The sequence below is a fragment of the Novosphingobium sp. TK71 genome, assembly GCF_055361505.1.
Window position 1 is genome coordinate 612,835 of the sequence record NZ_CM143962.1, and the last position, 26,428, is coordinate 639,262.

Sequence of the window (26,428 nt, forward strand, 5' to 3'; positions counted from 1 at the left end):
AGACCATGCGGGTAATGACCAGAATCGGCGGTGCGCTGGCTACGCTGGCGCTGACGGCCGCGCTCGGCGCAGGTGTTCCGGCAGAAGCCTGCACGCGGGCCGTCTATCTGGGGCCCGCAGGGAATATCATCACCGCGCGCTCGATGGACTGGAAGAGCGATATCGTCAGCAATCTCTGGATATTGCCGCGCGGAATCGCGCGCAGCGGCGAAGCGGGGCCGAATTCCATCAAGTGGACCTCGAAGTACGGCAGCGTGATCGTCAGCGGCTATGACGTGTCCAGCACCGACGGGGTGAACGAGAAGGGGCTCAACGCCAACATGCTCTGGCTGGTCGAATCGGAATATCCGCACTTCGACGGCAAAGGAAAGCCGGGGCTGACGATCGCGGCATGGGCGCAATATGCCCTCGACAATTTCGCGACGGTTGCGGAGGCGGTGGCCGCGCTGGAAAAGGAGCCGTTCATCGTCGTGACGGACAATGTGCCGGGAGAGAACCGGCTTACCACCGTTCACCTTTCCCTGTCCGATGCCGGCGGGGACAGCGCCATCTTTGAATATATCGGCGGCAAGCTGGTGATCCACCACGGCCGCGAATACCAGGTGATGACCAACTCGCCGACGTTCGACGAGCAACTGGCGCTCAACAGCTACTGGAAGGGGATCGGCGGCACGACCATGCTGCCGGGCACCAACCGGGCTGCCGACCGCTTCGCGCGGGCTTCCTTCTACATCAACGCGATCCCGAAGGAGCCTGACCCGAACAAGGCACTGGCCGCCGTATTCAGCGTGATCCGCAATGCCTCGGTTCCCTATGGGATCAACACGCCGGATCAGCCGAACATCTCTTCCACCCGCTGGCGCACGGTGTTCGATCACAAGCGCGGGCTCTATTTCTTCGAATCCGCGCTGACGCCGAACACCTTCTGGATCGACGTGCGCAAGATCGATTTTTCCAGGGAGACCGGCAAAGTGAAGATGTTGGATTTGGGACCGAACCAGGATCACACGTTTTCCGGCGAGGCGAACGGCCAATTCGTGGACCATGCGCCGTTCCGGTTCCTGGGGCTGGATGGCTGAGGGAGCGGGCACTGGGCTTTTCCGGCAACACTTTCACCTGCAATGAAATCGCAACAAGGCTGCAATTGCGGTGACGTGGGAAGCGCCCTATTCAAGCCGCGCCATGTCCTCCGAATCCGAGCTGGCGCCCGCAGGCTATCAGCCCGGGTCGCCGCGCCAACGCTTCGTCTCCTCGGTCCTCTCAGCGGGGCTGATTCTGGCTGCGTTGCTGCTGGCGATCTACCAGACCGGGCTGGTCCCCGCGCTGGAGAAGAAGAGCGCGGCGCTCACCACGTTCGATGTCATCGATCACGATCGCGACAAGGGCGGCGACCAGCCGGAAAAGCCCAAGCAGCGTGAGGAAAAGAAGGTCGAGCAGAAGCAGCACGCCGCCGTGGTGCAGGAAACCGTGCCGACGCCGCCGGTCGAAAAGCCGGTCGAGAAAAAGCCCGCCTTCACGTTTCTCAAGCTTTCCACCCAGGATTTCGCCGCTGCCGATATCGGGAAGATGAAGGGGCCTTCGTCGGCCTCCGGCGCGCCGGCGGCGGGCGGGGCCGGCGGGACGTATGGCCCCGGCGAAGGGCCGGGCGGCGCGGTGCTCTACAATGCGGACTGGTTCCGTCCACCCACCGATGCGCAGCTTGGCGGTTATCTTCCGGCAACCCGGCCGGACAGCGGCTGGGGCATGATCGCCTGCCAGACCATGGAGCACTACAAGGTCGACAATTGCCAGATCCTGGGCGAATCGCCGCGCGGTTCGGGCTTTGGGCGGGCGGTTCTCAACGCGGCCTGGCAGTTCCAGGTCCTGCCGCCGCGGATCAATGGCAAGTCGCAGCTCGGCACCTGGGTGCGTATCCGGATCGACTACGGAACGAAGCGCGAAAGCTGAGGCAGGATCAGCCTGCTGCCGATGCTTCGGCTGCCGGGCACGAGATCAGGTCCAGCACGTCCGGCAGCGACATGGGCCTGGCGATGTGGAAGCCCTGCGCCAGCGCGAAGCCGGCGACGCGCGCGCTGAGCAGCTGGTCTTCAGTCTCGATCCCCTCGATCACGCATTCCAGCGAGAGCGAACGCGCGAGATTGCGGATCGCCGCGATCAGGCGGCGACCGACCGCTTCGTCCAGACGGGGCGCGAAGCTGCGGTCGATCTTGACCATGTCGAGCGGCAACTGGTGCAGCGACGAGAGGCTGGAGTAGCCCGTGCCGAAATCGTCGAGCGCGATCCGCGCACCGGTGGAGCGCAGACGTTGCAGTGCGCCGCGCGCGGTCTCGATCTCGGCGATGAGCGTGGTTTCGGTGATTTCGAAGAGCAGGCGCCGCGGATCGCAGCCGCTGTCGTCGATGCGTTCGAGCAGGGCGGCAATGGTGTCCGCATCGGCAAGATCGTGCCCGGAAAGATTGAAGGACACCGTAAGCGGATGCGGCAGTTGCGTGAGCGCGCTCAGCACATGGCCGAACAGCGTGGCGGTCACGTCGCGGGCGCGCCCGATCCGTTCGGCCGAGGCGATCATCATTTCGGGGGCGACGGCGCCAAGGCTTGGCGAAGTCCAGCGCGCGAGACATTCGAAGCCGACCGCCACTTCGCTTTCCGTGGCGACGATGGGCTGGAACGCGACTGACAGTTCGGCGGAAAGATCGGCCGTCTGGAGTGCGGCGTCGAGCGCCTGCTCGGAACGGATCAGCACTTCGAGTTCGCTGGAGAAGCGCACGCAGGAACCGCGCTTGTGGTTTTTCGCGTGGTAGAGGGCAAAATCCGCGCGGTCGTAAAGCGAATGGGCGTCGCGGGCGCTTTCAGGATAGACGGCGATCCCGGCCGAGCCGCCTACCGCCACGGTGACTTCGCCGATGCGTGCCGGCATGCGGATCGCGGAGCAGAATCTCTGGGCGATCTCTTCCGCTTCCTCGGCGCCGCCCAGCACGATGAACCCGAACTCGTCGCCGCCGAGCCGGGCGACCACGACGTTGGAGGGGCTCTGCGCGATCATGCGGCTGCCGATGACTTGCAGGAGGCGGTCCCCCTGCGCGTGGCCATAAGTGTCGTTCACCGGCTTGAAACGGTCGAGATCGATCAGGCCGACGCAGAACACCTGATCGTCCTGCTCCTTTTTGAGCATCGCCTCAAGCGTGGCGAAGAAGTAGCGGCGGTTGGGCAGGCCGGTCAACGCGTCGGTCTGCGCGAGGCGGGCGTTCTCGTCGCCCAGGACCTGCGCCTGCCGTCGTTCGATGCGCAGTTCGCGCTGGGCGACTTCCAGTTCCACGAAGGAATCGTAGGTATCGCGAAGGATCTTGAGGATCACCGCTGCGACGAGGGCGATGTTGATCGCCACCGCCGTCAGCACGTCGGAGCCGACGGCGACGCAATAGGCCAGGAAAGTACCCAGCGCCGTCACGCAGATCAGCATGGCTGCGGTGGGCAGGAAGGTCAGGCAGAACACGCAGCCAAGCACCGTGATCGCCACGAAAATGGCGACATGGCCATGCTCGTAGGCGTCGCCATAGCGATCGAGGCATAGCGCCCAGATCGAAAAGGCGATCGTGAAGATCACCGAGAGCCACGTCGTGCGGTCCATCCGCTCCTGCGCGAGAGTGGTGTCGAGGTCGGCGCTGCCGATCGGGCGCAGCCAGACGAACATCCGCACGAGGCAGGCGGCAATGAGTATCGCAGGCATTGTCAGCGTGAGCACGCCGGGCGCCACGAAGCGGTGTGTATAGGCCAGGATGCCCGCATTGACCGACAACAGCCCGTATAGCGGCGGGATGCGTTCGCGCAGGCGCAAGTATTGCGCCACCGGCAATGGATATTGCCCGGCACGATGCATTTTGCTCTGTATCGTATTGGCGTCAGGCAAAAGGTCGTCTCCTGGCGAGTTGCTTACGTATAAATCCTTGATGAAGCGTAGACGAAACCCCGATCTCATCCGATTTGGGCTTCACCCACTTCCGAGGCGGGCGGGTGGAATCCGCTCTAACCCCGGTCGGCCCCTTTTCCCGCCATGGCGGGGGCTCTAAGGAAGCGGCGTGAGCGAACTTCCCATAAACTACGTATTACCCGAAATTCTGTCCGCGTTGCGTGACGGCCCTCACGCCGTGCTGATCGCGCCGCCGGGGGCAGGCAAGACCACCGCGCTGGCGCCCGCGCTGCTGTCGGAGCCCTGGTGCACGGGCACGGTGATCCTGCTGTCACCCCGGCGTGTCGCGGCGCGGGCCGCGGCCGAGCGCATGGCCGAGCAGCTTGGCGAAAAGGCCGGTGAGACGATCGGCTACGTCACTCGGTTAGACGTCAAGCGGTCCGCGCGGACCCGGGTTCTGGTGATGACCGAGGCGATCTTCGTGGCGACGATCGTATCCGATCCCGAACTGTCCGGCGTTTCTGCCGTTCTGTTCGACGAGGCCCATGAACGGCATCTCGATAGCGACCTTGGCCTGGCGCTCGCCCTCGAATCCAGCGCGGTGCTGCGGGAGGATCTGCGCATCGTCGTCATGTCGGCAACGATCGACGGCGCGCGTTTCTCGCGCCTGCTGGGGGCCGAGGTTCCCGTAATCGCAAGCGAGGGCAAGGCCTGGCCGCTTGCGCTGCGCTGGCTTGGCGCGTCTCCCGCCTTGCGGATAGAGGATGCCATGGCCTCCGCCGTGCTGACAGCCTGGCGCGAGCAGGAGGGGGACATCCTCGCCTTCCTGCCCGGTGTGCGCGAGATCGAGCGGGTGTCGGAGCGTTTGGCGGAGAAGCTTCCGCAGGCGCTGGTGCTGCCGCTGCACGGGCAGTGCGAACCGGCAGCGCAGCGCGCGGCCATTCGCCGCGATTCGCAGGGGCGCCGCCGGATCGTGCTCTCCACCGCGATCGCCGAGACTTCGCTGACGCTCGACGGGGTTTCGGTGGTGGTCGATAGCGGCCTGTCGCGCAGGGCCGAGTTCGACAAGGCGGCGGGCGTCACCCGGCTGGTGACGCACCGCGCCAGCCGCGCCTCGGCGGCGCAGCGCGCGGGGCGCGCCGCACGGCAGGGCCCGGGCACCGCCTATCGCCTCTGGGAGGAAGCCGCGCATCCCGGGCGTCCTGAATTCGATCCGCCGGAGATGCTGACCAGCGATCTTGCGCCGTTGACCCTCTCGCTGGCGCAGTGGGGAGCGGGCGATCCCATGGCGATGGCCTGGCTCGATCCCCCACCCGCCCCGGCGCTGGAGGCGGCGCATCGGCAGCTTGAGGCACTGGGCGCGCTGGATGCGGGTGGGCGGATCACCGATTTCGGTCGCAAGGTCGCCAGCCTGCCGATGGACCCGGCGCAGGCCGCCATGATCCTTCATGCGAGCGAACGGGGCGAAGCGGAAACGGCGGCCAAACTGGCCCTGCTTCTCCAGGAGCGAGGGCTGGGCGGGCGCAGTGAGGATCTTTCGCAGCGGCTTTCCCGCTGGAACTCGGACCGTGCGCCGCGTGCGGAGGCTTCGCGCAAGCTGGCGGCGGGCTGGGCCCGGAGGGCACGATCCCTCGTGCCTGCGGCCGGGCCGGGCGGCGATAGCCCGGTCGGCGTGCTGCTGGCGCTGGGGCGGCCGGACATGGTGGCGCGCAGGCGCGATGCCGGCGGGGAGAACTGGCTTTCCGCGGGCGGCCGGGGCTATGTGCTCGATCCCGCCTCACCGCTCGCGAGCAGGGAATGGCTGGTGATCGGCGATGCGCAGGGGCAGGCGCGGGCCGCCCGCATTCTATCTGGCGCTTCGCTGGAAACCCCGGAAGTGGAGCAGGGGCTGTCCTCCCGCATCGAGCGGCGGTCGGTCCTGCGCTGGAACGAGGCCGAAGGCCGGGTCGAGGCCCGGCTGGAGCGCCGTTTGGGGGCGATCACACTGGCGACCGGGCCGGACCCGTCGCCCGATCCGAAGGCGATCTCGGCATTCCTGCTGGAGCGTGTTCGCGAACGGGGGTTGGAACTCGTGCCCTTCGGCAAGGGCAGCCTCTCGATGCTGAAGCGCGCGCGCCATGCCGGGATCGCGGCATTGTCCGACGAAGCTTTGCTGGCCGATCTCGATGACTGGCTTGGTCCGCTGCTGGGGCGCCGAATCGATGCGGTAGACAAGGGCGCTCTGGCGGAGGCCTTGCGAAATCGCCTGACGTGGGACGATCAGCAGGCGCTTGAAAAACTTGCTCCGCCCGAGTTTCGCAGCCCTGCCGGAAGCACGCATGCGATCGATTACGAGGATGAGGGCGGCCCCAGCGTGGAAGTGCGCGTGCAGGCGCTGTTCGGGCTCGATCGCCATCCGACCTTCGGCCAGCCGCCGCAGCCATTGCTGCTCAAGCTGACGTCGCCCGCCGGGCGGCCGATCCAGACGACGCGCGATTTGCCGGGCTTCTGGCGCGGCTCTTGGCGCGATGTCCAGCGCGACATGAAGGGGCGCTATCCGCGCCATCGCTGGCCGGACCAGCCCTGGACGGAAGACCCCAGCCTGAAGACGCGCAACGCTTTCGAGGCATCGCGCAAGTGAGCCCTTCGCGGCTCATGCGCGCGATACACAGCTATCGACGCGATTCGCGCTTGATTTCCGCCGCGATTCGGAGGCAAAGCGCTTGCCCATGAGTGCACGCATCTATCAGCGCCCGAAGAACGCCATGCAGTCCGGCAAGGCACTGCTGGACCAGTGGGTCCTCGAATTCGCCCCCTCCGAGGCGAAGAAGCCCGATCCGCTGATGGGGTGGGCCGGTTCTGGCGACACGCAGCAGCAGGTCACGCTGAAGTTTCCCGACGTGGAAGAAGCAAAGGCCTATGCCGCTCGCTACGGCATCGAGGCCGAAGTGCATTCCACGCCGCCGCGCCGCCTCAAGATTCAGGCATACGCCGACAATTTCCGTTGACCCGCTGCGCTGAGGCGCAGGTATCAAGCAATCGGCCCGCGTTTTTCCGAAAGGGGAACGCGGGCCGATTGCGTTATGGCGCTCAGGCTTCGCGGCGGCTGTTCGAAAGGTTCCGCAATCCGGGCTGGACAAACCCGGCGCGCCTCGCCATATGCCCGCCCGGGAGTCGGGTGGACGTTTGCGTTCGCCAACCTGGTCAGGTCCGGAAGGAAGCAGCCACAACGGATAGCGGCGGGTCGCCCGGCTCCTTCAGCCCACATGATGACAATGTCCCGAAAGGGTCAATTGATCGCCGGACCCGCCGGAAAGTCGCGGTTTCGGCTCTGGGCTGTGGAGCAATTTGCTTTTCCCCTGACATTCCGGCCTCGGCCCCCTAGTTTGGCAGGCGATGGACGATTCACGCGACATGTTCGGCGATACCCCCCCCTGGGACGACAAGGAGGAGGAAGAGGCCGCACCGACCAAGGCCCAGCTTGAAGAAGCCGGGCAGGCGTCGATGTTCGGCGATTCCGACCCGGCCCTGCCTGAACCTGTAGCGCCCGAATCTGTCGTTGCTGCCGAACCCGTTGTTGCTGAACCTGCAGCCGCGCCCACGCTCGAGGCGAAGCCTACGCCCGCCAAGGCCGCGCCTGCGGCGGTCGGCGTGCCGGCCCAGCCCTATCGCGTGCTTGCCCGCAAGTATCGCCCGCAGACTTTCGCCGAGCTGATCGGGCAGGAGGCGATGGTGCAGACGCTGGCCAATGCCATCAGGCGCGACCGACTGGCCCACGCCTTCCTGATGACCGGCGTGCGCGGGGTCGGCAAGACCTCGACCGCGCGTCTGATCGCCAAGGCCCTGAACTGTATCGGGCCTGACGGGCAGGGCGGCCCGACGATCGATCCCTGCGGACAGTGCGAGCCCTGCCAGGCCATCGCCGAAGGCCGCCATATCGACGTGATCGAGATGGACGCCGCCTCGCACACCGGTGTCGACGACGTGCGCGAGATCATCGAGGCCGTGCGCTATGCTGCCGTCTCGGCCCGCTACAAGATCTACATCATCGACGAAGTCCACATGCTGTCTCGCAATGCTTTCAATGCCTTGCTGAAGACGCTTGAGGAACCGCCCGCGCATGTGAAGTTCCTTTTCGCGACCACCGAGGTCGACAAGCTGCCGGTCACGGTGTTGTCCCGCTGCCAGCGATTCGACTTGCGGCGCATTCCGGCACCGATGCTGGCCGCTCATTTCGCGAAAGTCTGCGGCCTTGAGGGCGTCGATGCCGAGAGCGAGGCGCTGGCCATGGTCGCCGCCGCCGCAGAAGGCTCGGTGCGCGACGGTCTGTCGATCCTCGACCAGGCCATCGCCCATGCCGACCTCGACGGGGAGGGGCAGGTTCGCGCCGAGAAGGTGCGCGACATGCTGGGGCTTTCCGACAAGAGCGTGCAACGGGCACTCATCACCGCCATTCTCGATGGCCAGGGTGGCGAACTGCTGAACCTGATCGCGCACCAGTTCGCGCTCGGCGTAGAGCCGATCGCGATGATGCGCGGGTTGATGACGCTGGTTCACCGCATCGCCGTGGCCCAGGTCGGCGGCGGCGCCCATGATGCGCATTCCGCCGAGGAGCGCGAGGCGATCGAGGGTTGGGCCAAGGCCCTGAAGGCCGGGCAGGTCCATCGCATCTGGCAGCTTCTCATCAAGGGGCATGAGGAAGTGAAGTCTGCGCCCGATCCGCTGGTGGCGGCGCAGATGGCGCTGCTTCGGATCATGCATGCCTCGGACATGCCCGACCCCGGCACGCTCGTGAAGAAGCTCGAAGACCTGGCTGCCCGCGTGCCTGCAGGCGTGCCCGGCGGTGTTGACGGGGGTCCGTCCGGTCCTGCGGCGGTCGCCGCCGTGACGTCCGAGATGGTGGCCCGGCGCTGGGAAGAGCTGGTCGACGATGTCGAGCACATGGGCGAACTGTCCACCGCCAATACCATGCGCATGCAGGTGCGGGTGGTCGAGCTGGCATCCGGCATGCTGCGCTATTCGCAGCCGCCCGGTTTCAGCGAGGATATCACCGGGCTCCTGCGTGCCTGCCTTGCCAAGGCGACCGGGGATCGCTGGGAAGTCCACCGCGTTTCGGAGCAGGGCACGCCGACCCTGGTCGAGCAGGCCGAAGCAAGGAAGAATGCGGAAAGCGATGCCGTGAACCAGCACCCGCTCGTGCTGGCGACCAAGGCGGCGTTTCCGCAGGCCGCAATTATCGAGGATGATCGCCCGCTCGCCGTTGGCGGCGGAGCGCGTAACTGGAGACGTTGAGATGAAGTCGATGGAAGAGATGCTCAAGGCGGCGCAGCAGGCTGCCGAGACCATCCAGAAGCAGATGAACGAGGCCCAGGGCAAGCTGGACGCGATGGAAGTCGAAGGACTTTCCGGCGGCGGTCTCGTCAAGATCCGCTGCTCGGCCAAGGGCCGCGTGATCGGCGTGTCGATCGACGACAGCCTGATCCAGCCCAGCGAAAAGCAGATTCTCGAAGACCTGATCGCGGCGGCCTACAACGATGCCCGCGTGAAGGCGGATTCGGTGGCCGGCGAGGAACTGGCCAAGGCGCAGCAGGGCATGGGCCTGCCGCCGGGCTTCAAGATGCCGTTCTGAAGTTTCGCAGGATTTCCGCGCTCCGGTTCGATAACGCCGGGGCGTGGGAAATGCGATTTCAGTCAGGGATGACGAAATTCCCGGCGGAATGCGCTATATGGGATCAACGCTTCGGTATTTTCCGTTGCGTCCGACCTAGGGGAACGGAGAAGGGGTGCAGTTAGCGCTTCCACAGTCTTTCAGAGCCAATCCATTGCGTGCGGCCCGAGAGACCCCATATCGTCCCGCGAAGGCCGGGAGGCTCTTGCAGCGCTCCCGCGTGTGTTGAAATGGATATGACCTTGAACCTGCTTCCGCTGCTTCCCTTGCGCGACATCGTCGTGTTTCCCGGCATGGTCGTGCCGCTTTTCGTCGGACGCGAGAAATCCGTGGCCGCGCTCGAAGCGGCGATGGCGGGTGAAAAGGACATCTTCCTCCTCGCCCAGCTCGATCCCGGCTGCGACGATCCCGATCGTGACGACCTTTACGATACCGGCGTTATCGCCAGTGTCCTTCAGCTCCTGAAGCTGCCGGACGGCACCGTGCGCGTGCTGGTCGAGGGGCAGGAACGTGCCAGGCTCGAGACCCTGCGTGCCGAACAGTCCGCCGAAGGCGAGATGCTGGTCGCCCAGGTCGAGCGTGTCGAGCCCGTGGAGGCCGACGGCACGGAAGTTGCCGCGATGATGCGCACGGTGGTCGAACAGTTCGGCGAATATGCGAAGCTCAACAAGAAGCTCTCGCAGGACGCCGGAGACCAACTCGGCGATATCGAGGATGCGGCGAAGCTGGCCGATACCGTGGCCGCGCAGCTTTCCGCCAAGGTGGGCGACAAGCAGGCCGTGCTCTCGGAGCCGGACCCGCTCAAGCGTCTCGAAATGGTCTATTCCTTCATGGAAGGCGAACTCGGGGTTCTTCAGGTCGAGCGCAAGATCCGTGGCCGCGTGAAGCGCCAGATGGAGAAGACCCAGCGCGAGTATTACCTGAACGAGCAGCTCAAGGCGATCCAGTCGGAACTCGGCGGCGGCGACGGCGAGGAAGCGAACGAGCTTCAGGAGCTTCAGGAGCGTATCGAAAGCACGCGCCTGTCGAAGGAAGCCCGCGAAAAGGCCACGGCCGAGCTGAAGAAGCTCAAGTCGATGCAGCCGATGAGCGCCGAGGCGACCGTCATCCGCAATTACCTCGATGTCCTGCTCGGTCTGCCCTGGGGCAAGAAGAGCAAGCTCAAACGTGATATCTCGGCCGCGCAGGAGATCCTGGACGCGGATCACTACGCCCTCGACAAGGTCAAGGACCGGATCATCGAGTATCTGGCGGTTCAGGCCCGCACCAACAAGCTGAAGGGGCCGATCCTGTGCCTCGTGGGCCCGCCGGGCGTTGGCAAGACCTCGCTTGGCAAGTCGATCGCCAAGGCGACCGGGCGCGAGTTCATCCGCCAGTCGCTTGGCGGCGTGCGCGACGAGGCCGAGATTCGCGGTCACCGCCGCACTTATATCGGTTCGCTGCCGGGCAAGATCGTCACCAACCTCAAGAAGGCGGGCAAGTCCAACCCGCTGTTCCTGCTCGACGAGATCGACAAGCTGGGCCAGGACTTCCGCGGCGATCCGGCCTCGGCGCTGCTCGAAGTGCTCGATCCGGAACAGAACGCGAAGTTCCAGGATCACTACCTCGAACTCGACATCGACCTGTCGGACGTGATGTTCGTCTGCACGGCGAACAGCCTGAACCTGCCGCAGCCGCTGCTTGACCGCATGGAAATCATCCGCCTCGAAGGCTACACCGAGGACGAGAAGGTCGAGATTGCGGAGCGGCACCTCGTGCGCAAGCAGGTCGAGGCACATGGCCTCAAGAAGGGTGAGTTCACGCTCACGCAAGAGGGCCTGCGCGACCTGATCCGCTACTACACCCGTGAGGCCGGCGTGCGTACGCTGGAGCGCGAGATCGCCAAGCTGGCGCGCAAGTCGCTGCGCCAGATCCTCGAAGGCAAGGCTACCGAGGTCACGATCACGCCGGAGAACCTCTCCGACTTCGCGGGCGTTCGCAAGTTCCGCCACGGCGTTGGCGAGGAAGAGCATCAGGTCGGTGCCGTCACCGGCCTTGCCTGGACCGAAGTGGGCGGCGAACTGCTGACCATCGAAAGCGTGACCGTGCCCGGCAAGGGCCAGATCAAGGCGACCGGCAAGCTCGGCGACGTGATGAGCGAGTCGATCCAGGCGGCCTTCAGTTTCGTGAAGGCGCGCTCGCCCGCTTATGGCATCAAGCCTTCGACGATCCAGAAGAAGGACATCCACATCCACCTGCCCGAAGGCGCGGTGCCCAAGGATGGTCCTTCGGCGGGCATCGGCATGGTCACCTCGATCGTCTCGACGCTGAGCGGCGTGCCGGTGCGCAAGGATGTCGCCATGACCGGCGAGGTCACTCTGCGCGGCCGCGTGCTGCCGATCGGCGGTCTCAAGGAGAAGCTGCTTGCCGCACTGCGCGGCGGCATCACCACGGTTCTGATCCCGGAAGAGAACCGCAAGGACCTCGCGGAAATTCCCGAGAATGTGAAGCAGGGCATTGATATCATTCCCGTTTCGCATGTCGACGAAGTGCTGGCCAAGGCCCTGACCGAGCCGCTCGAAGCCATCGAGTGGACGGAGGCAGACGAACTGGCTGCAGCACCGCCGCAGGCTCCGGTCCCTTCGGCGACCGCTCACTGAATCTGTCGCGAGACGCCCTTTCCATTTCGGGAGAGGGTGTCTCGCGGCAATTTTCGGTCGAGCTGGACCTTCTGAAAGAAAGTCTTTTGCGCAGGGCGCTTGTCATGAGCGCACACACCCTGTAACGGCCCGCGTTCCTGCGGCGCACCTTGCCTGCAGGATTTTGCTAGAAGGATCTTGAAATGGGTTACCGGGTTGCCGTCGTCGGCGCGACCGGAAATGTCGGCCGCGAAATGCTCAACATCCTCGCCGAGCGCGAATTCCCCTGCGACGAGATCGCAGCGGTGGCTTCGTCGCGTTCGACCGGGACCGAGATTGAATTCGGCGAAACCGGCAAAATGCTCAAAGTAAAGAACATCGAGCATTTCGATTTCACCGGCTGGGACATCGCGCTCTTTGCTGCAGGCTCCGGCCCGACCGCGATCCACGCGCCGCGTGCCGCCGCGCAAGGCTGTGTCGTGATCGACAACTCGTCGCTCTACCGCATGGACCCGGACATTCCGCTGGTCGTGCCGGAAGTGAACCCCGAGGCGATCGACGGCTACAAGGCCCGCAACATCATCGCCAATCCCAACTGCTCCACCGCGCAGATGGTCGTGGCGCTGAAGCCCCTGCATGACAAGGCGAAGATCAAGCGCGTCGTCGTCTCGACCTACCAGTCGGTTTCCGGCGCGGGCAAGGCGGGCATGGACGAACTGTTCGAACAGAGCCGGGCGATCTTCGTGGGCGACCAGGTCGAGCCGCGCAAGTTCACCAAGCAGATCGCCTTCAACGTGATCCCGCATATCGACGTCTTCCTCGACGATGGTTCCACCAAGGAAGAGTGGAAGATGGTCGTGGAAACCAAGAAGATCCTCGATCCCAAGATCAAGGTGCAGGCCACCTGCGTGCGCGTGCCGGTCTTCGTGGGCCACTCGGAATCGCTCAACATCGAGTTCGAGGAAGAGATTTCGGCCACCGAAGCGCAGGACATCCTGCGTGAAGCGCCGGGCGTGATGCTGGTCGACAAGCGCGAGGACGGCGGATACGTCACCCCGGTTGAAGCCGTGGGCGACGGTGCGACCTACATCAGCCGCGTGCGCGAAGACTCGACCGTCGAAAACGGCCTTGCGCTGTGGTGCGTCTCTGACAACCTGCGCAAGGGCGCCGCGCTCAACGCGGTGCAGATTGCCGAGCTGCTCGGCCGCCGTCACCTCAAGAAGGGCTGACGCGGCGGGCTTCGGCCCTCGCCGACATGAAAAAGGGCCTGCGGAGCATTCGCTTCGCAGGCCCTTTTCGTGCGGGTCGGGGACTATCGTCCCTCGGCCGCGGCGAACGCCTTCATCTGCGCATATGCCGCCTCGCGCGCGTCATCAGTCAGGGACAGGAGATAGGCCGAAGCCTCCTTGTAAGTCAGGAACGGCAGGTCATCGGCCACGATGGGAACGGTTCGGCTGTTGTAGATTCGTTTCAGCAGGCGTCGTTGCGGCCGGCTCAGCGCCGGGTTTTCGGCGCTCGTGTTTTCTTCTGTCGTTTCCATGGGGCGCTTTATCACGGCTTCGTTCGCAGCAGCAATGGCGCGCGCTGGGCGTTCCGGGTTACTCATTGCGCATGACCCAAACCATGACCGGTGGCTGCCAGTGCGGCCGCATTCGCTATGAGGCCAAGGTCGAGAACGACGAGGCCTATTTGTGCCATTGCCGCTATTGCCAGAAGGCGACGGGCGGCTTCGCGGCGGCTTTCGTCCAGGTGCCGAAAGCCGGGGTGACCTGGGAGCAAGAGCCGGACTGGTACCAAAGTTCCGCCATCGCGCACCGGCCGTTCTGCTCGCGCTGCGGCACCCCGCTCGGGTTCGACTTCATCGAGAGCAGCGGCAACATGGACCTGACGCTCGGAAGCTTCGACGAACCGGGTTTCTTCCGTCCCGCTGCACATTCCGGCTGCGAAAGCTTGCATCCGGCGTGGCTCGATACCAAGGACCTGCCGAGGCATTACAGCGCGGAGACGGAAAGCGTCGCGTCGCGCTGGAAGGCGGCAGGACTGGAGGTTCCCTAAGTGAGCGATCTGCGCAAGGAAGTCATCGAAGGTTACGCGGGCACCGATCTGGCCGTGCACGTCATGGGCGATACCGGGGCGCGCCCGCTGCTGCTGCTTCACGGCCTGTTCTCCAGCGCCGACGTGAACTGGATCAAGTACGGCAACGCGAAGATCCTTGCCGACGCCGGGTTCGAAGTCTTCATGCCGGACCTGCGCGCTCACGGCGAGAGCGGCGCGCCGCACGATACCGCCGCCTATCCCGCCGACGTGCTGGTCGAGGATCTCAAGCTGGTGATCGCCGCGCTTGGCCTGGCCGACTACGATCTTGGCGGTTTCTCACTGGGCGCGCGGACTTCGGTGCGCGGCGTGCTGGCAGGCCTCGCGCCGCGCAAGCTGATCCTTGGCGGCATGGGTCTTACCGGGCTCTCCGGCTGGGCTCGGCGCAGCGCGCACTTCGTGGATGCCATCGATCGTTTCGGCACTATCGAACGGGGCGACAAGGCCTTCATCGCGCAGGCCTTCATGAAGTCGATGAAGATCGACCGGGTGGCGGCGCGGCTGCTGCTGGGATCGGTGGACGATACCGGTGCGGATGCCATCGCCCGGATCGTGATGCCCACGCTCTGCGTTTGCGGGGCGGAAGATCACGACAACGGCTCCGCGCCGGAACTGGCGGAAGCTTTGCCGCAGGGGCATTACGTCGAGACACCGGGCAATCACATGTCTTCGGTGACGTTCAAGGATATGGGCAGGGCCATGGCCGAGTTTCTGCTCGATTAAGTAGAAGAAGAAGATTCCGGGGCAGGCGGCACCCGGCTTCGACATTCCTGGGGGTGCAGGGGGCTATGCTCCCCTGCTTTTGTCCTTCTCTTCCGTCCTCAACAGTTGATCTCACACAGCGGGCGACTAGTCTCCCGCGCCATCAGAGAGACAAATGAGGACAACCCCATGAAATTCGCATCCACCGCGCTTGCCGCGCTCGCGGCCGGACTTTCGTTCGGCGTGGCCGCGCCGGCCTTTGCCGAGGACGCGCCCTCCTATCCGGAGACCGCACAGGGCGCCGCGCAGTTCGTGGCCGCCGCCGAGAAGGACCTGTTCGATTTCTCGGTCGACAATGCGCGCATCAACTGGGTGAACTACACCTATCTCACCGACGATACCGACGCTCTGGCAGCGCAGTCCAACGGGCTGTTGACCGAGAAGCAGGTGGCCTATGCGGTGGAAGCGGCGAAGTTCTCGAAGCTGCCGGGTCTCGATGCCGATGTCTCGCGCAAGCTCGGCATTCTTCGGCAGGGTATCGTCCTGCCCGCGCCGACCACGCCGGGTGCCGCCGCCGAACTGAGCGCGATATCCACGCGTCTCGCCTCCACTTACGGCAAGGGCCGCGGCACGCTGGACGGCAAGGAGATCAACGGCTCGGACATCGAGGCGGAGATGGGCAACCTTACCCACACGCCTGCCGAGTTCGCCGAGATGTGGACGACCTGGCACGACAATGTCGGCAAGCCGATGAAGGGCGACTACGTGAAGATGGTCGGCATCGCCAACCAGGGCGCCAAGGAGCTCGGCTATGCCGACGTCGGCGCCATGTGGCGTTCGGGCTATGACATGACGCCGGAGCAGTTCTCGGCAGAAACGCAGCGCCTTTGGGAGGAAGTGAAGCCGCTCTACCTCGCGCTGCACACGTATGTCCGCCACAAGCTGAACGAGAAGTACGGCGATGCCGTGCAGCCCAAGACCGGGCCGATCCGCGCCGACCTGCTCGGCAACATGTGGGCGCAGGAGTGGGGCACGATCTACCCGCTGGTCGCGCCGAAGGGGGCAGGCGATCTCGGCTACGACATCGGCGATCTGCTGAAGGCGCAGGGCCGGACCCCGATCGACATGGTCAAGGCGGGCGAGGGCTTCTACTCGTCGCTCGGCTTCGCACCGCTGCCCGAGACGTTCTGGAAGCGCTCGATGATCGTGAAGCCCGCCGACCGCGAGGTAATCTGCCACGCCTCGGCCTGGGACGTCGACAACAAGGACGACGTGCGCATCAAGATGTGCACCAAGGTGGATTCCGGTGACTTCGTGACGATCCACCACGAACTGGGCCACAACTACTACCAGCGCGCCTATAACAAGCAGCCGTTCCTCTATCTCAACGGCGCCAACGACGGCTTCCACGAGGCGATCGGCGACTTCATCGCGCTCTCGATCACGCCGCAGTACCTCGTGCAGATCGGCCTGCTGGACAAGACCAAGGTGCCCAGCGCCGACAAGGACATCGGCCTCCTGCTGCGCCAGGCGATGGACAAGGTGGCGTTTCTGCCCTTTGGCCTGCTGATCGACCGCTATCGCTGGGGTATCTTCGACGGTTCGATCCAGGCTGCCGACTACAACAAGGCCTGGACGAAGATGCGTCTCGACTATCAGGGCATCACCCCGCCTGCCGCGCGCGGTGACGACGGCTTCGACGCGGGTGCCAAGTTCCACGTTCCGGGCAACACGCCCTACACGCGCTACTTCCTCGCCCGCATCCTCCAGTTCCAGTTCTATCAGGCGGCGTGCAAGCAGGCCGGCTGGAAGGGCCCGCTGCACCGTTGCAGCTTCTATGGTGACAAGAAGGTCGGCGAAAACCTGAACAAGATGCTGGAGATGGGCATGTCCAAGCCCTGGCCGGAGGCGCTCAAGGCTTTCACCGGCACTCCGCAGATGAGCGCCAAGCCGATGCTCGACTATTTCGCGCCGCTCAAGAAGTGGCTCGACGAGCAGAACAAGGGCGAGAAGCAGGGCTGGTAACGAGAACGGCCCCGGCGACGCATGGTCGCCAGGGCCGTTTCGAAGCAGATAGGGGGAGCCGGTTCGCCCGGCTCCCCTTTTTCATGAGCGTCAGAAGTTGACGGTCACACCGGTGAAGAAAGTCCGGCCGTAAACGTCGTAAGTCGTCGGATAGGTGTTCGACTGTTCCTGGTTGTCACCCAGGATCGGCGGCTTCTTGTTGAACATGTTGTTCATGCCGATGTTCCAGGTGAAGCGGTCCGCCACATCGATCTGCGCGGTGAGATCGAAGTAGTCATACGCCTTGATCTTCTCGACGGTGTATTCCGTCGAGTTGTCGTCATCCTTGACCGGCGAAAGGTGGCGCCACGCAAGCGACACGGTCGCGCCGTCGGTCGACCATGTTGCGCGGCTGTTGAGGCGCCACTTGGCATAGACGTTGTTGCAGAGCAGGCCGAACTTGCCGGCGCATTCGACCGACGCGCTGGACAGGTTGGCGGTGGGATTGAACGTCCAGTGCAGCAACCGGGTGCCGCTCACGCGCAGAGTCAGCTTGCTGCTGTCCTGGGCCCCGAAGGCAAGCGGGATGGCGTACTGGGCATCGAAGTCGATGCCGTCGGTCTTCACGCCGCCCGAATTGGTCAGATTGTCGATCGCGCCGGTGATCATGTAGGTATTGGAATCACGCGGCAGCAGGGCGCAGGCACTGGTATCGATCGGCGTCCAGCCGTTCTCCTTGGTACCGTAGCAAGACTTGATGATGTTCGACGTGCCAACGGCAGTGATGAAGTTGTCGATCTTGATGTGGTAATAATCGACGGTGAAGGAGAGGCCCGGAACGAACCGGGGCTGGATCATCGTACCGACCGTCCAGGTATTCGCCGTTTCTTCGCGCAGCGCGGTATTGCCGCCGTTGTAGCTCTCGATCTGCGAATCCGCAGTGTAGTTGCCGATCTTCGATGCAGGGATGCCCGAGGCAAGGCAGCTTGCGTTGAGATTGGCGTTGGTGATCGCTTCGCTCGTGCCGGTCGCCGAATCCTTGGCGCAGGGGTCGGTTGCCGATTCGTAGTTCTGGGCATCGCCGCTGAACAGGTCGTTGACCGTCGGCGCGCGGACTGCGCGGGAGAACTGGCCGCGGAAGCTGATGTCCTTGACCGGCGACCAGACGAGGCCCGCCGAGAAGGTGCTGACCTGGGATACCGCATTCGAATAGTCCGAGAAGCGGTAGGCGCCGTTGAAGTCCAGGCGGTGGATGAACGGCTTGTCGGCAATCAGCGGGACGTCGATTTCGGCGAACAGCTCCTTAACGTTATAGCCGCCGGCGATCGGCTCGGACGAGTTGAAACCGATCACATCGCCCGAGGCGAGTGCTTCGTCGGGTTCGAAGCTGCCGTGCTCGCTGCGATACTCGGCACCGAACGCAAGACCGGCCGGGCCTGCACCAAGATCGAACAGGTTGCTGTTGGTGATCGCGCCGCTGGCGACCTTCTCGGTGATGGTGGAGCGGTTGACCGTATCGATCGAGATGAAGTCCGCCGCTTCCTGGCTGATGTTGCCGGCACCGAAGATGTTCAGCGGAACGCAGCCGTTGCTGGTATCCGAGCAAACGAGGTTGCCGCTGGAATCGTAGGTGGTCAGCAGGGCCTGCTGGACCCGGCTTGCCGAGACGTTGCCGGACTGGCGCTCGACCTGCCTGGTGCGCGAGTAGCTGAAGTAGGCGTCGTAGTTCCAGTTGCCCGAAATCTGGCCGCGTGCGCCGATGAGGCCGCGATAGGCCTTGCTGTCCATGTTGGAGATGCGGTCGCCGACTTCGGTCAGGCGGCGGTTGATGGCGGTGGAGGTATAGCCGTCGCCGTCGGTGTCGTAGCTGGCGAGCAGGGCCTGCGAGCTGGATGACAGGAAGGACGAATCGGTGTCGATCGAGAAGGTGCCGGTCAGCGGCGTCGGCGCGAGCTGGTTCTTCACGCGGTTGTGGATGTACTGGCCCTCACCGTAGAGAGTCAGGTGATCGCTGACGTCGAAGTGCCACTGCGCCGAGAGCAATTCGCGCTTCTGGGGAACCTGAAGGTAGTTCTCCGATGCGTAGTTGTAGGCGTCGGCCGGGCTTTCGTAGAGCGAATAGCTGCCGTCCTGCGCGAACTTGTAGCCGGTTCCGTCCAGCGTGACCTTGCCGTCCGGTGTCGTTCCCGAACCGCCGGCGACCAGCCCGCTGGTGCCGTCGGTCTGCGCGACCGAGGTGTAGCTGCGGCCCGACTGGAGGATCGACTTGCGACGCATGTAGTCGCCATAGATCGTGATGTTGCCGCGCCCGTCGGCGAAATTCTTGCCGACCAGAAGGCCGCCATTGTACTGCGCACCGTCGCCTTCGCCGGTCAGGCGGTAGTTGGCATTGGCCTGGACCCCGTCGAAGTCCTGCTTGGTCACGAAGTTGACGACACCGGTCACTGCGTCCGACCCGTAGACTGCCGACTTGCCGCCCGTCACCACGTCCACACGCTCGATCAGCGCGGTCGGGATCGTGTTGAGGTCGACGATCTGGTTGGTGTCATACGAGACATAGCGGTGGCCGTTCACCAGGACCAGGGTGCGCGCGGCACCCAGGCCGCGCAGGTCGGCCGTGGCGACGCCGCCGCCGGGATTGTTGGAGGCGGCGGTCGAGCCCGGCAGGATCTGCGGCAGGTCCTTGAGAATATTCTCGACGTTGACCTGCCCGGTCAGCGCGATTTCCTTTGCCGACACGGCCATGATCGGCGCGGCCTGCTCAAGGTTCGGATTGGACAGGCGCGAGCCGGTCACGACGATGGCGGCGCCTTCCGGTTCGGCATCGGCCGCGTTGGCGGAGGCATTTGCCGGGGCGCTGTCCTGGGCATGTGCCACGGCAGGCAGGCCCATCAGCAGGGTGGACGCCAGCAGAAGGCGCTTCATCTCGGATGTCATTCGGTACTCCCTTTGCGGGTTTCGGCGCGTCATTCGGCGCAGGCCGAAACCAGATGAGGGGGTTTGCTCCCGAGATTAACGATCTGTCATCAGTAAATAGTATTCGATCTTTATTGAAGTTCCCACAGTTGTAGATGGGCAACTATTATTTCATCGGATGATTTATAAAAGTAATTTAAAGGTAATTTTTTGAAATATTCATGTAACATGAAATTACTTCATCTTGTCTTGCGGATATGCCGATTTGTTGTGCAAAAATCCATCACAAACTTATAAGATTGCTATCTGGCTGCCGGCGCTGACATTTCCGTGCCGGGTTGCGGGGAATGGAAGGGTTCTGGGCGCCATCGCGCATCGGGCGCGCGCCGTGTGTTTTTGCCGGAATCGAAAAAGGGCGTCGCTCTGGTGGAGCGACGCCCTTTCCCGTCATGCCGTTAGCGCCGCCGCGCGGCGGGTTCTTACCGGAAAGGCGGTTCGTTGAACGCGCGCAGCTTGCGGGAATGCAGCTTCTCGCCCTCGGCGCGGAGCAGGTCGCAGGCGTGGAGGCCGATCTTGAGGTGGCTGGCGATGGCTTCTTCGTAGAAGCGGTTGGCCTGGCCCGGCAGCTTGAGTTCGCCGTGGATCGGCTTGTCCGAGACGCACAGCAGGGTGCCGTAGGGCACGCGGAACCGGTAGCCCTGGGCGCTGATCGTGGCGCTTTCCATGTCGATGCCGATGGCGCGGCTGAGGCTGAAACGATGCGCGGATTCGGTATAGCGCAGTTCCCAGTTCCGGTCGTCGGTGGTGACGACGGTGCCGGTGCGCATCCGCTTCTTCAGGTTGGCGCCGCCTTCGCCGCTGACCGCTTCGGCCGCCGAGGCAAGCGCCTGCTGCACTTCGGCGATGGCAGGCAGCGGGATCTCGGGCGGCAGGACCGGATCGAGCACATGATCATCGCGCAGATAGGCATGGGCGAGCACATAGTCGCCGATGCGCTGGCCTTCGCGAAGCCCGCCGCAGTGGCCGATCATCAGCCACACTTCGGGGCGGATGACCGCGAGGTGATCGGTGATCGTCTTGGCGTTCGAGGGGCCGACGCCGATGTTGACGAGCGTGATGCCCGACTTGTCGGGCCGGATCAGGTGGTAGGCGGGCATCTGGTGACGCCGCCATGCCGTGTCGGACAGGCGTTCGCGGGCATTCTCTACCGGGCTGTCGAGATAGAGGCCGCCGGCGCCCGAAAGCGCCGTGTAGTCGTCCGTGCCGATCTGCTTGCCGGCCCAGTCCACGAACTCGTCCACGTAGCGGTGGTAGTTGGTGAAGAGGATGTAGCGCTGGCAGTGCTCAGGGCTGGTCCCGGTGTAGTGTGCCAGGCGAGCGAGGCTGAAGTCGGTGCGCAAACCGTCGAACAGGGCCAGAGGCAGCGGTTCGCCGGATTCCTGGCGGAACACGCCATCGGCGATCTCGTCCCCGATCATCGCGAGTTCGGTCGTCGGGAAGTGCGCGGCCAGTTCCTGCGGCGTGACGCTGCCCATGCCAACGCCGTCAAGGACGTAGGGGAAGGGGATTTCCTGCGTCGACGGGCCGACAACGATCTCCACCTCGTAATCTTCGTGAAGCAGCGCGAGCTGTTCCTCGAGATAGTCCGCGAAGAGGCGCGGCTTGGTGATCGTGGTCGTGTAGACGCCGGCTTCGTTCAGGCGGCCGAACGAACGGCTGTAGAACGTGCCGCGCTCCGTGCCTGCGTAAGTGATGCGCAGTTCGGGGTAGGACCATGCGCGCATTTCGCGGCGTTCGGGCGGCGGAGGCGTGCCGTTCTCTACAAAGGCGGAAATGTCGGCCCGGAGAGTGCTGACGGCGGTTTCATAAACGCGGACGAGTTCCGCGAGAGTGCTCTTGATCGTTTCCATCGCCCGTAATTACTGAATTTATGTTGCAGGGCAATAGCAGCTTAAATTTCGAACGGGGCGCGGGGAAAAAGAGAAAGGCCCCCGCTCCGCATGGAGCGAGGGCCTTGATTCCCTTAGGCAGTTGCCGGGAAAGAAGAAGCTCAGGCTTCTTCTTCGCCTTCGACAGCTTCCTCGACCGCGATTTCGCCGGGTTCGGCGTTCGGGTCGTAGGCTTCGGTGAAGCCGGAGACGTCCTGTTCGAACATCGCGGCCATCACGTCCACGCCCTGCGACTGCAGGTCGGCTTCGTCGGGCGAACGAGCGACGTTCACCTTGACGTTGACCGAGACTTCGGGGTGCAGGCTGACGCGAACGTCGAACACGCCGATGGTCTTGATCGGGCGCTCGAGCACGATCATCTGCTTGGCAACGCCAGCGCCCTGCTCGTTGAGGGCATCGACGATGTCACGGACGGAAACCGAACCGTAGAGCTGGCCGGAGTTCGACGAAGCGCGGATCAGGACGACCTGCTTGCCTTCGACTTCGCTCGACTGGGCTTCTGCACCGGCGCGACGCTCGGCGTTTTCAGCCTCGATCTTCGCGCGGTTGGCCTCGAAGACCTTCTTGTTGCGTTCGTTGGCGCGCAGGGCCTTCTTGTTGGGAAGAAGGTAGTTGCGGGCGTAACCGTCCTTGACGGAAACGACATCGCCGATGGCGCCGAGCTTTTCGACGCGTTCGAGGAGGATGATGTCCATGGGCCTAGCCTCCCTTACTTGACGATGTAGGGCAGGAGGCCGATGTGCCGGGCGCGCTTGATCGCCTGGCTCAGCTCACGCTGCTTCTTTGCGGAAACCGCGGTGATGCGGCTCGGAACGATCTTGCCACGCTCGGACATGAAGCCCTGAAGCAGACGTACGTCCTTGTAGTCGATGGCCGGAGCGTTCTTGCCCGAGAACGGGCAGGACTTGCGGCGGCGGAAGAATGCACGTGCCATGGAAATCAGTTCCCTTCACGTTCACGACGGCGAGTACGCTCGCGGTCGCTCTTGCGCATCATGACCGACGGACCAGCTTCGTGTTCGTCGACGCGGATGGTCAGGTAACGGATCACGTCTTCGTTGATCTGCGTCTGACGCTCGAGCTCGGCGATGGTGTCGCCGGGAGCTTCGATGTTGAGCATCACGAAGTGCGCCTTGCGGTTGCGCTTGATCTTGTACGCGAGATTCTTGAGGCCCCAGGTTTCGGTCTTGGTGACCTTGCCCTGGTTTGCTTCGACGATCTCGGTGGCGGTGGCGGCAAGTGCATCGACTTGCGCCTGGCTGAGGTCCTGGCGTGCCAGGAACACGTGCTCATACTGAGCCACGGCAGCTTCCTTTTCTCTGTCTAACCGATCGCTGGCTTGTCCGCGGGATTGCGGGGCCCCTCCGGCTTTCTTTCCTTCCGTCCTGCATCACGGCATGAAACGGAAGGCGCGCCCTTAGCCTATCCGGGACGGAACGCAAGCAAAACCGTGTCCGCCGCGCGGATCAGCTCACGGCGAGGACCAGGTTGCGGACTTGCGGGTAGACCTGCGTTTCCCAGCGCGAGCCCGCGAACAGGCCGTAGTGACCCACTCCTGTCTGCAAGTGGTGGCGTTTAAGGTGAGGGCGAAGGCTGGAGCAGAGGAAATGGGCGGCGGCCGTCTGGCCCACGGCGCAGATGTCGTCGCGCTCGCCTTCGACGGTGAGGAGCGCGGTCTTGCGGATGGCGCCGCAATCGACCTTGCGGCCGCGATGTTCCAGTTCTCCCCGGGCGAGCAGGGCGCGCTGGAAGACCTTGTCGATGGTTTCCAGATAGAAGTCGGCGGTAAGATCGAGCACGGCGAGGTACTCGTCGTAGAAAGTCTCGATCTTTTGGGCGTCCGCCGGGCGTTCGTCGGCAAGCGCCTGGTAGAGCTTGCGGAACTGGCTGAAATGGCGGCCCATGTTCATCGACATGAAGGCGGAGAGCTGGACGAAACCGGGGTAGACCTTCCGTCCGGCGCCTGGATGGCGCAGCGGCACGGTGTGGATCATGTTGTCCTCGAACCACATGAACGGGTGCTCCGTCGCCAGTTCATTGACCGATGTCGGGCTTTCACGGGTGTCGATCGGGCCGCCCATCAGGGTCATCGAACGGGGCTGCGCGGGGTCGTCGTCCTGCGCCATCAGCGCTACCGCCGCCAGAACCGGGACGCAGGGCTGGCATACTGCGAGCACGTGCGCACCGCGGCGGCCTTGCGAACCTTCGTCGGCGGGATCGGCCAGTTCCTGAAGGAAGTGGATCACATAGTCCACGAAATCGTCGAAGCCGAAATCGCCCTCGCTCAGCGGGACATCACGCGCGTTCTTCCAGTCGGTGATGTAGACGTCGTGATCGCTCAGTAAGGTATGCACGGTGTCGCGCAGGAGCGTGGCGTAGTGGCCTGAAAGCGGGGCCACCACCAGCATCCTGGGTTGCGGCGTTGCAACATCGTCCTTCGCGAAGTGCAGCAGGTTGCAGAACGGCAGGTCCAGCGCCACTTCCTCGCGCACCGTGACATCGCGGTTGCCGGAGAGAACGCTGCCGATACCGTAGGCGGGGCGCTGGTGCGTTATGGTTGCCTTGTCGAACACTTCGGCCAGCGCGAAGAACCGCCTGAACCAAGGCATATCCTGCGCTCCGCCAAGATAGCGGTCGCGGAATCCGGTGGCGGCCTGCGCGGCCATTCGGGCCGGTGCCAGCATGTCGGAGCAGGTCTGGTACGCCTGGTAAAGCATTCGTACTGGTCCCCTGTGACAAATGCGTTTCGCGGGATCGAGAGGCTGATAAGCAGGTGGGCGATTCGGCGGCGGAGATACAATCCGTACTGGATTCATGCTGCGCTGCATCATAAGCTGATGCAAGCAAAAGCACGCTGCAAGGACATGACTCATGAGCGACTCGGCACCGGCGCAGCTGACGATTTCCAGCAAGACATATTCCGCATGGTCGCTGAGGGGCTGGCTGCTGTGCCGGCTTGCAGGTTTGCAGATCGAAGAGAAGCAGGTGCTCAACGATGCGGCGAACCGTGCCGAACTTTTGCTGCTGTCGCCCTCGGTGCTGGTGCCCCGGCTAAGCCATGATGGCGCGAGCGTGTGGGATACCCTGGCAATCGCCGAATATCTCAACGAGAAGTTCCCCGACGCGGGCCTCCTTCCCGAAGACGCCATTGCGCGGGCACATTGTCGGTCGATTTCCGGCGAGATCCATTCCGGCTTCACCAACCTGCGGTCGGCATTGCCCATGAATCTCAAGGTCCGGCACGAGAGTTTCCCGATCTTCTCCGGCGCCCGGCCCGATATCGAACGGATCGAGACGATCTGGCAAGATTGCCTCGATACCTATCGGGGGCCTTTCCTGTTCGGAAAGAAGCCGACGATCGCCGATGCCATGTATGCGCCGGTGACACGGCGCTTCATCACTTATGCAGTGCCGATGTCGGACCAGCTCCGCGCCTATTGCGAGACGATCGAGAAGTGGTCGCCGATGGCGGAGTGGATCGCTGCGGCACATGCCGAACCCGAGGATATCGAGGAACTCGACGTCGAGTTCTGACGAAAGACGGCGGACCTTCCGGCCCGCCGTCTGTTTGCGACCCTGTCGGGCTATCGGATCGTCAGCGCAGCAGGCTCATGACGTTCTGCTGGGCCTGGTTGGCCTGGGCGATCATCGCGGTGGATGCCTGGCTGAGGATCTGCGCCTTGGCCATTTGCGTGGTTTCCAGCGAGTAGTCCGCGTCCTCGATCCGCGAGCGGGCGTCCGACAGGTTGGTGACATTGTTGGTCAGGTTGTTGATCGCGGATTCGAGGCGGTTCTGCCCGGCGCCGAGCGAGGCGCGGGTCTGGTTCACGTCTTCCAGGGCGTCGTCGATGAAGTCGAGCGTGTCCGAGGCTGCGGTGCTGGTCGATACGTCGAGCGCCGAGGCGTCGAGGTTGCTGCCGTCGATCATGGTGGAGGTCAGCGTAACCGTCTCGCCCGAATTGGCGCCGGTCTGGATGTCGAAGGTGACGTCGCTGCCGGTAGTGGCGAAGAGGGTGTTGCCGTTGAAGGTGGTCTGCGTGAGGATATCGTCGATCTGATCGGTCAGCGCGGTGACTTCCTGCTGCATCGCGTTGCGGTCGCTGTCCTGATAGGTGCCCGAGGCGGACTGGATGGCCAGTTCGCGAACCCGCTGGAGCATGTTCGACACTTCGGAAAGCGCGCCGTCGGCGGTCTGGGCAAGCGAGATGCCGTCATTGGCGTTGCGGATGCCCTGGCTCATGCCGCGGACTTGCGCCGTCATCGAGGTCGAGATGGCGAGACCGGCGGCGTCGTCCTTGGCGGAGTTGATGCGCTTGCCGGTGGAGAGGCGCTCCATGGCGGTGCCAAGGGTCTTGTTGGCGGCGATGGAGGCGTTCGAAGCGCGCAGGGCGCTGATGTTGGTATTGATGACGGACATGGTGTTTCCCCAGATTTTCAAGAGATTGTCAGGAGTTTGGAAGTGATCTTCCGGACAAGGCTGAGAACGGTTGGGGGGAGGGGAGCATTAAGGGGCCGGATGTGAAAAGGCCGGGGCATGTGTGGCCATGCTCATGATAAGCCCTTTCATGGGCACGACTTTGTCCGCTTTCGCT

At 63.9% G+C, this 26,428-nt stretch carries 21 protein-coding genes and 1 other RNA gene; 13 read left to right on the forward strand and 9 right to left on the reverse strand.

Features of this window, described 5'->3' with window-relative positions; translation table 11 throughout:
- Positions 1–14: 14 nt before the first annotated feature.
- Positions 15–1,079, forward strand: a complete 1,065-nt coding sequence (locus ACXJ16_RS02730) for a linear amide C-N hydrolase (protein WP_324695905.1) — start codon at positions 15–17, stop codon at positions 1,077–1,079.
- 103 nt (positions 1,080–1,182) lie between these two features.
- A complete protein-coding gene (locus ACXJ16_RS02735; protein ID WP_185998746.1) occupies positions 1,183–1,947 on the forward strand; it encodes an energy transducer TonB in 765 nt (254 codons plus the stop codon).
- A 7-nt stretch (positions 1,948–1,954) separates the two neighbouring features.
- Here ACXJ16_RS02735 and ACXJ16_RS02740 read toward each other — a convergent pair whose 3' ends face one another.
- Positions 1,955–3,907 (reverse strand): putative bifunctional diguanylate cyclase/phosphodiesterase, encoded by a 1,953-nt coding sequence (locus ACXJ16_RS02740; protein ID WP_463921183.1) that lies wholly within the window; start codon positions 3,905–3,907, stop codon positions 1,955–1,957.
- A 169-nt stretch (positions 3,908–4,076) separates the two neighbouring features.
- On the opposite strand from ACXJ16_RS02740, the gene hrpB reads away from it, so the two are divergent.
- The 7 genes from hrpB (at position 4,077) to ACXJ16_RS02775 (ending at position 13,401) form a co-directional block, all read left to right on the forward strand.
- Entirely contained in the window at positions 4,077–6,527 is a 2,451-nt protein-coding gene (gene hrpB / locus ACXJ16_RS02745; RefSeq protein WP_463921184.1) for an ATP-dependent helicase HrpB, read from the forward strand.
- A gap of 88 nt (positions 6,528–6,615) precedes the next feature.
- Positions 6,616–6,894: an ETC complex I subunit gene (locus ACXJ16_RS02750; RefSeq protein WP_054440780.1), complete on the forward strand. Its 279-nt coding sequence runs from the start codon at positions 6,616–6,618 to the stop codon at positions 6,892–6,894.
- A 159-nt stretch (positions 6,895–7,053) separates the two neighbouring features.
- Positions 7,054–7,148: signal recognition particle sRNA small type (gene ffs, locus ACXJ16_RS02755), an RNA gene on the forward strand.
- Between the two features lie 134 nt (positions 7,149–7,282).
- Positions 7,283–9,178 carry a DNA polymerase III subunit gamma/tau gene (locus ACXJ16_RS02760; protein WP_463921185.1) on the forward strand — a complete coding sequence of 632 codons (1,896 nt, stop codon included), beginning with the start codon at positions 7,283–7,285 and terminating at the stop codon, positions 9,176–9,178.
- 1 nt (position 9,179) lies between these two features.
- Positions 9,180–9,515: a YbaB/EbfC family nucleoid-associated protein gene (locus ACXJ16_RS02765; RefSeq protein WP_132468956.1), complete on the forward strand. Its 336-nt coding sequence runs from the start codon at positions 9,180–9,182 to the stop codon at positions 9,513–9,515.
- A 275-nt stretch (positions 9,516–9,790) separates the two neighbouring features.
- A complete protein-coding gene (gene lon, locus ACXJ16_RS02770) occupies positions 9,791–12,193 on the forward strand; it encodes an endopeptidase La (protein ID WP_054440781.1) in 2,403 nt (800 codons plus the stop codon).
- A gap of 182 nt (positions 12,194–12,375) precedes the next feature.
- Positions 12,376–13,401 (forward strand): aspartate-semialdehyde dehydrogenase, encoded by a 1,026-nt coding sequence (locus ACXJ16_RS02775; RefSeq protein ID WP_054440783.1) that lies wholly within the window; start codon positions 12,376–12,378, stop codon positions 13,399–13,401.
- 83 nt (positions 13,402–13,484) lie between these two features.
- Here ACXJ16_RS02775 and ACXJ16_RS02780 read toward each other — a convergent pair whose 3' ends face one another.
- Complete coding sequence (locus tag ACXJ16_RS02780) at positions 13,485–13,712, reverse strand: hypothetical protein (RefSeq protein ID WP_463921187.1); 228 nt, start codon at positions 13,710–13,712, stop codon at positions 13,485–13,487.
- 71 nt (positions 13,713–13,783) lie between these two features.
- Here ACXJ16_RS02780 and ACXJ16_RS02785 point away from each other — a divergent pair, with 71 nt between their 5' ends.
- From ACXJ16_RS02785 to ACXJ16_RS02795, 3 genes are all read left to right on the forward strand, one after another.
- The gene (locus tag ACXJ16_RS02785) at positions 13,784–14,227 is read left to right on the forward strand and encodes a GFA family protein (RefSeq protein WP_463921188.1); all 444 of its coding nucleotides are present in this window, start codon (positions 13,784–13,786) and stop codon (positions 14,225–14,227) included.
- Entirely contained in the window at positions 14,228–14,989 is a 762-nt protein-coding gene (locus ACXJ16_RS02790) for an alpha/beta fold hydrolase (RefSeq protein WP_054440790.1), read from the forward strand.
- A gap of 168 nt (positions 14,990–15,157) precedes the next feature.
- Positions 15,158–16,993, forward strand: coding sequence for a M2 family metallopeptidase (locus ACXJ16_RS02795; protein WP_463921191.1), 1,836 nt, complete (start codon positions 15,158–15,160; stop codon positions 16,991–16,993).
- Between the two features lie 90 nt (positions 16,994–17,083).
- Here the strand turns inward: ACXJ16_RS02795 and ACXJ16_RS02800 are convergent, their stop codons facing one another.
- The 6 genes from ACXJ16_RS02800 to ACXJ16_RS02825 form a co-directional block, all read right to left on the reverse strand.
- Positions 17,084–19,909 carry a TonB-dependent receptor domain-containing protein gene (locus ACXJ16_RS02800; RefSeq protein ID WP_463921192.1) on the reverse strand — a complete coding sequence of 942 codons (2,826 nt, stop codon included), beginning with the start codon at positions 19,907–19,909 and terminating at the stop codon, positions 17,084–17,086.
- 458 nt (positions 19,910–20,367) lie between these two features.
- Entirely contained in the window at positions 20,368–21,798 is a 1,431-nt protein-coding gene (locus ACXJ16_RS02805; RefSeq protein WP_324695886.1) for an AMP nucleosidase, read from the reverse strand.
- 140 nt (positions 21,799–21,938) lie between these two features.
- Entirely contained in the window at positions 21,939–22,532 is a 594-nt protein-coding gene (gene rplI, locus ACXJ16_RS02810; protein WP_054440794.1) for a 50S ribosomal protein L9, read from the reverse strand.
- Between the two features lie 14 nt (positions 22,533–22,546).
- Entirely contained in the window at positions 22,547–22,771 is a 225-nt protein-coding gene (gene rpsR / locus ACXJ16_RS02815) for a 30S ribosomal protein S18 (protein WP_021232952.1), read from the reverse strand.
- A gap of 5 nt (positions 22,772–22,776) precedes the next feature.
- Complete coding sequence (gene rpsF, locus ACXJ16_RS02820) at positions 22,777–23,139, reverse strand: 30S ribosomal protein S6 (RefSeq protein WP_054440796.1); 363 nt, start codon at positions 23,137–23,139, stop codon at positions 22,777–22,779.
- A 163-nt stretch (positions 23,140–23,302) separates the two neighbouring features.
- On the reverse strand, positions 23,303–24,553 hold the full coding sequence (locus tag ACXJ16_RS02825) for a polyhydroxyalkanoate depolymerase (RefSeq protein WP_463921195.1): 1,251 nt from the start codon (positions 24,551–24,553) through the stop codon (positions 23,303–23,305).
- A gap of 154 nt (positions 24,554–24,707) precedes the next feature.
- On the opposite strand from ACXJ16_RS02825, the gene ACXJ16_RS02830 reads away from it, so the two are divergent.
- Positions 24,708–25,370 carry a glutathione S-transferase gene (locus ACXJ16_RS02830; protein WP_463921197.1) on the forward strand — a complete coding sequence of 221 codons (663 nt, stop codon included), beginning with the start codon at positions 24,708–24,710 and terminating at the stop codon, positions 25,368–25,370.
- Positions 25,371–25,431: 61 nt separating this feature from the next.
- Here the strand turns inward: ACXJ16_RS02830 and ACXJ16_RS02835 are convergent, their stop codons facing one another.
- A complete protein-coding gene (locus tag ACXJ16_RS02835) occupies positions 25,432–26,253 on the reverse strand; it encodes a flagellin N-terminal helical domain-containing protein (protein WP_054440801.1) in 822 nt (273 codons plus the stop codon).
- Between the last annotated feature and the right edge of the window lie 175 nt (positions 26,254–26,428).

What these genes read in the sequence shown, in the direction of transcription:
- ACXJ16_RS02730 (WP_324695905.1), top strand. Translation starts at nt 15, where the DNA reads ATGACCAGAATCGGCGGTGCGCTGGCTACGCTGGCGCTGACGGCCGCG.
- ACXJ16_RS02735 (WP_185998746.1), top strand. Translation starts at nt 1,183, where the DNA reads ATGTCCTCCGAATCCGAGCTGGCGCCCGCAGGCTATCAGCCCGGGTCG.
- ACXJ16_RS02750 (WP_054440780.1), top strand. Translation starts at nt 6,616, where the DNA reads ATGAGTGCACGCATCTATCAGCGCCCGAAGAACGCCATGCAGTCCGGC.
- ACXJ16_RS02760 (WP_463921185.1), top strand. Translation starts at nt 7,283, where the DNA reads ATGGACGATTCACGCGACATGTTCGGCGATACCCCCCCCTGGGACGAC.
- ACXJ16_RS02765 (WP_132468956.1), top strand. Translation starts at nt 9,180, where the DNA reads ATGAAGTCGATGGAAGAGATGCTCAAGGCGGCGCAGCAGGCTGCCGAG.
- lon (WP_054440781.1), top strand. Translation starts at nt 9,791, where the DNA reads ATGACCTTGAACCTGCTTCCGCTGCTTCCCTTGCGCGACATCGTCGTG.
- ACXJ16_RS02775 (WP_054440783.1), top strand. Translation starts at nt 12,376, where the DNA reads ATGGGTTACCGGGTTGCCGTCGTCGGCGCGACCGGAAATGTCGGCCGC.
- ACXJ16_RS02780 (WP_463921187.1), bottom strand. Translation starts at nt 13,712, where the DNA reads ATGGAAACGACAGAAGAAAACACGAGCGCCGAAAACCCGGCGCTGAGC.
- ACXJ16_RS02785 (WP_463921188.1), top strand. Translation starts at nt 13,784, where the DNA reads ATGACCCAAACCATGACCGGTGGCTGCCAGTGCGGCCGCATTCGCTAT.
- ACXJ16_RS02795 (WP_463921191.1), top strand. Translation starts at nt 15,158, where the DNA reads ATGAAATTCGCATCCACCGCGCTTGCCGCGCTCGCGGCCGGACTTTCG.
- ACXJ16_RS02800 (WP_463921192.1), bottom strand. Translation starts at nt 19,909, where the DNA reads ATGACATCCGAGATGAAGCGCCTTCTGCTGGCGTCCACCCTGCTGATG.
- ACXJ16_RS02805 (WP_324695886.1), bottom strand. Translation starts at nt 21,798, where the DNA reads ATGGAAACGATCAAGAGCACTCTCGCGGAACTCGTCCGCGTTTATGAA.
- rplI (WP_054440794.1), bottom strand. Translation starts at nt 22,532, where the DNA reads ATGGACATCATCCTCCTCGAACGCGTCGAAAAGCTCGGCGCCATCGGC.
- rpsR (WP_021232952.1), bottom strand. Translation starts at nt 22,771, where the DNA reads ATGGCACGTGCATTCTTCCGCCGCCGCAAGTCCTGCCCGTTCTCGGGC.
- ACXJ16_RS02825 (WP_463921195.1), bottom strand. Translation starts at nt 24,553, where the DNA reads ATGCTTTACCAGGCGTACCAGACCTGCTCCGACATGCTGGCACCGGCC.
- ACXJ16_RS02830 (WP_463921197.1), top strand. Translation starts at nt 24,708, where the DNA reads ATGAGCGACTCGGCACCGGCGCAGCTGACGATTTCCAGCAAGACATAT.
- ACXJ16_RS02835 (WP_054440801.1), bottom strand. Translation starts at nt 26,253, where the DNA reads ATGTCCGTCATCAATACCAACATCAGCGCCCTGCGCGCTTCGAACGCC.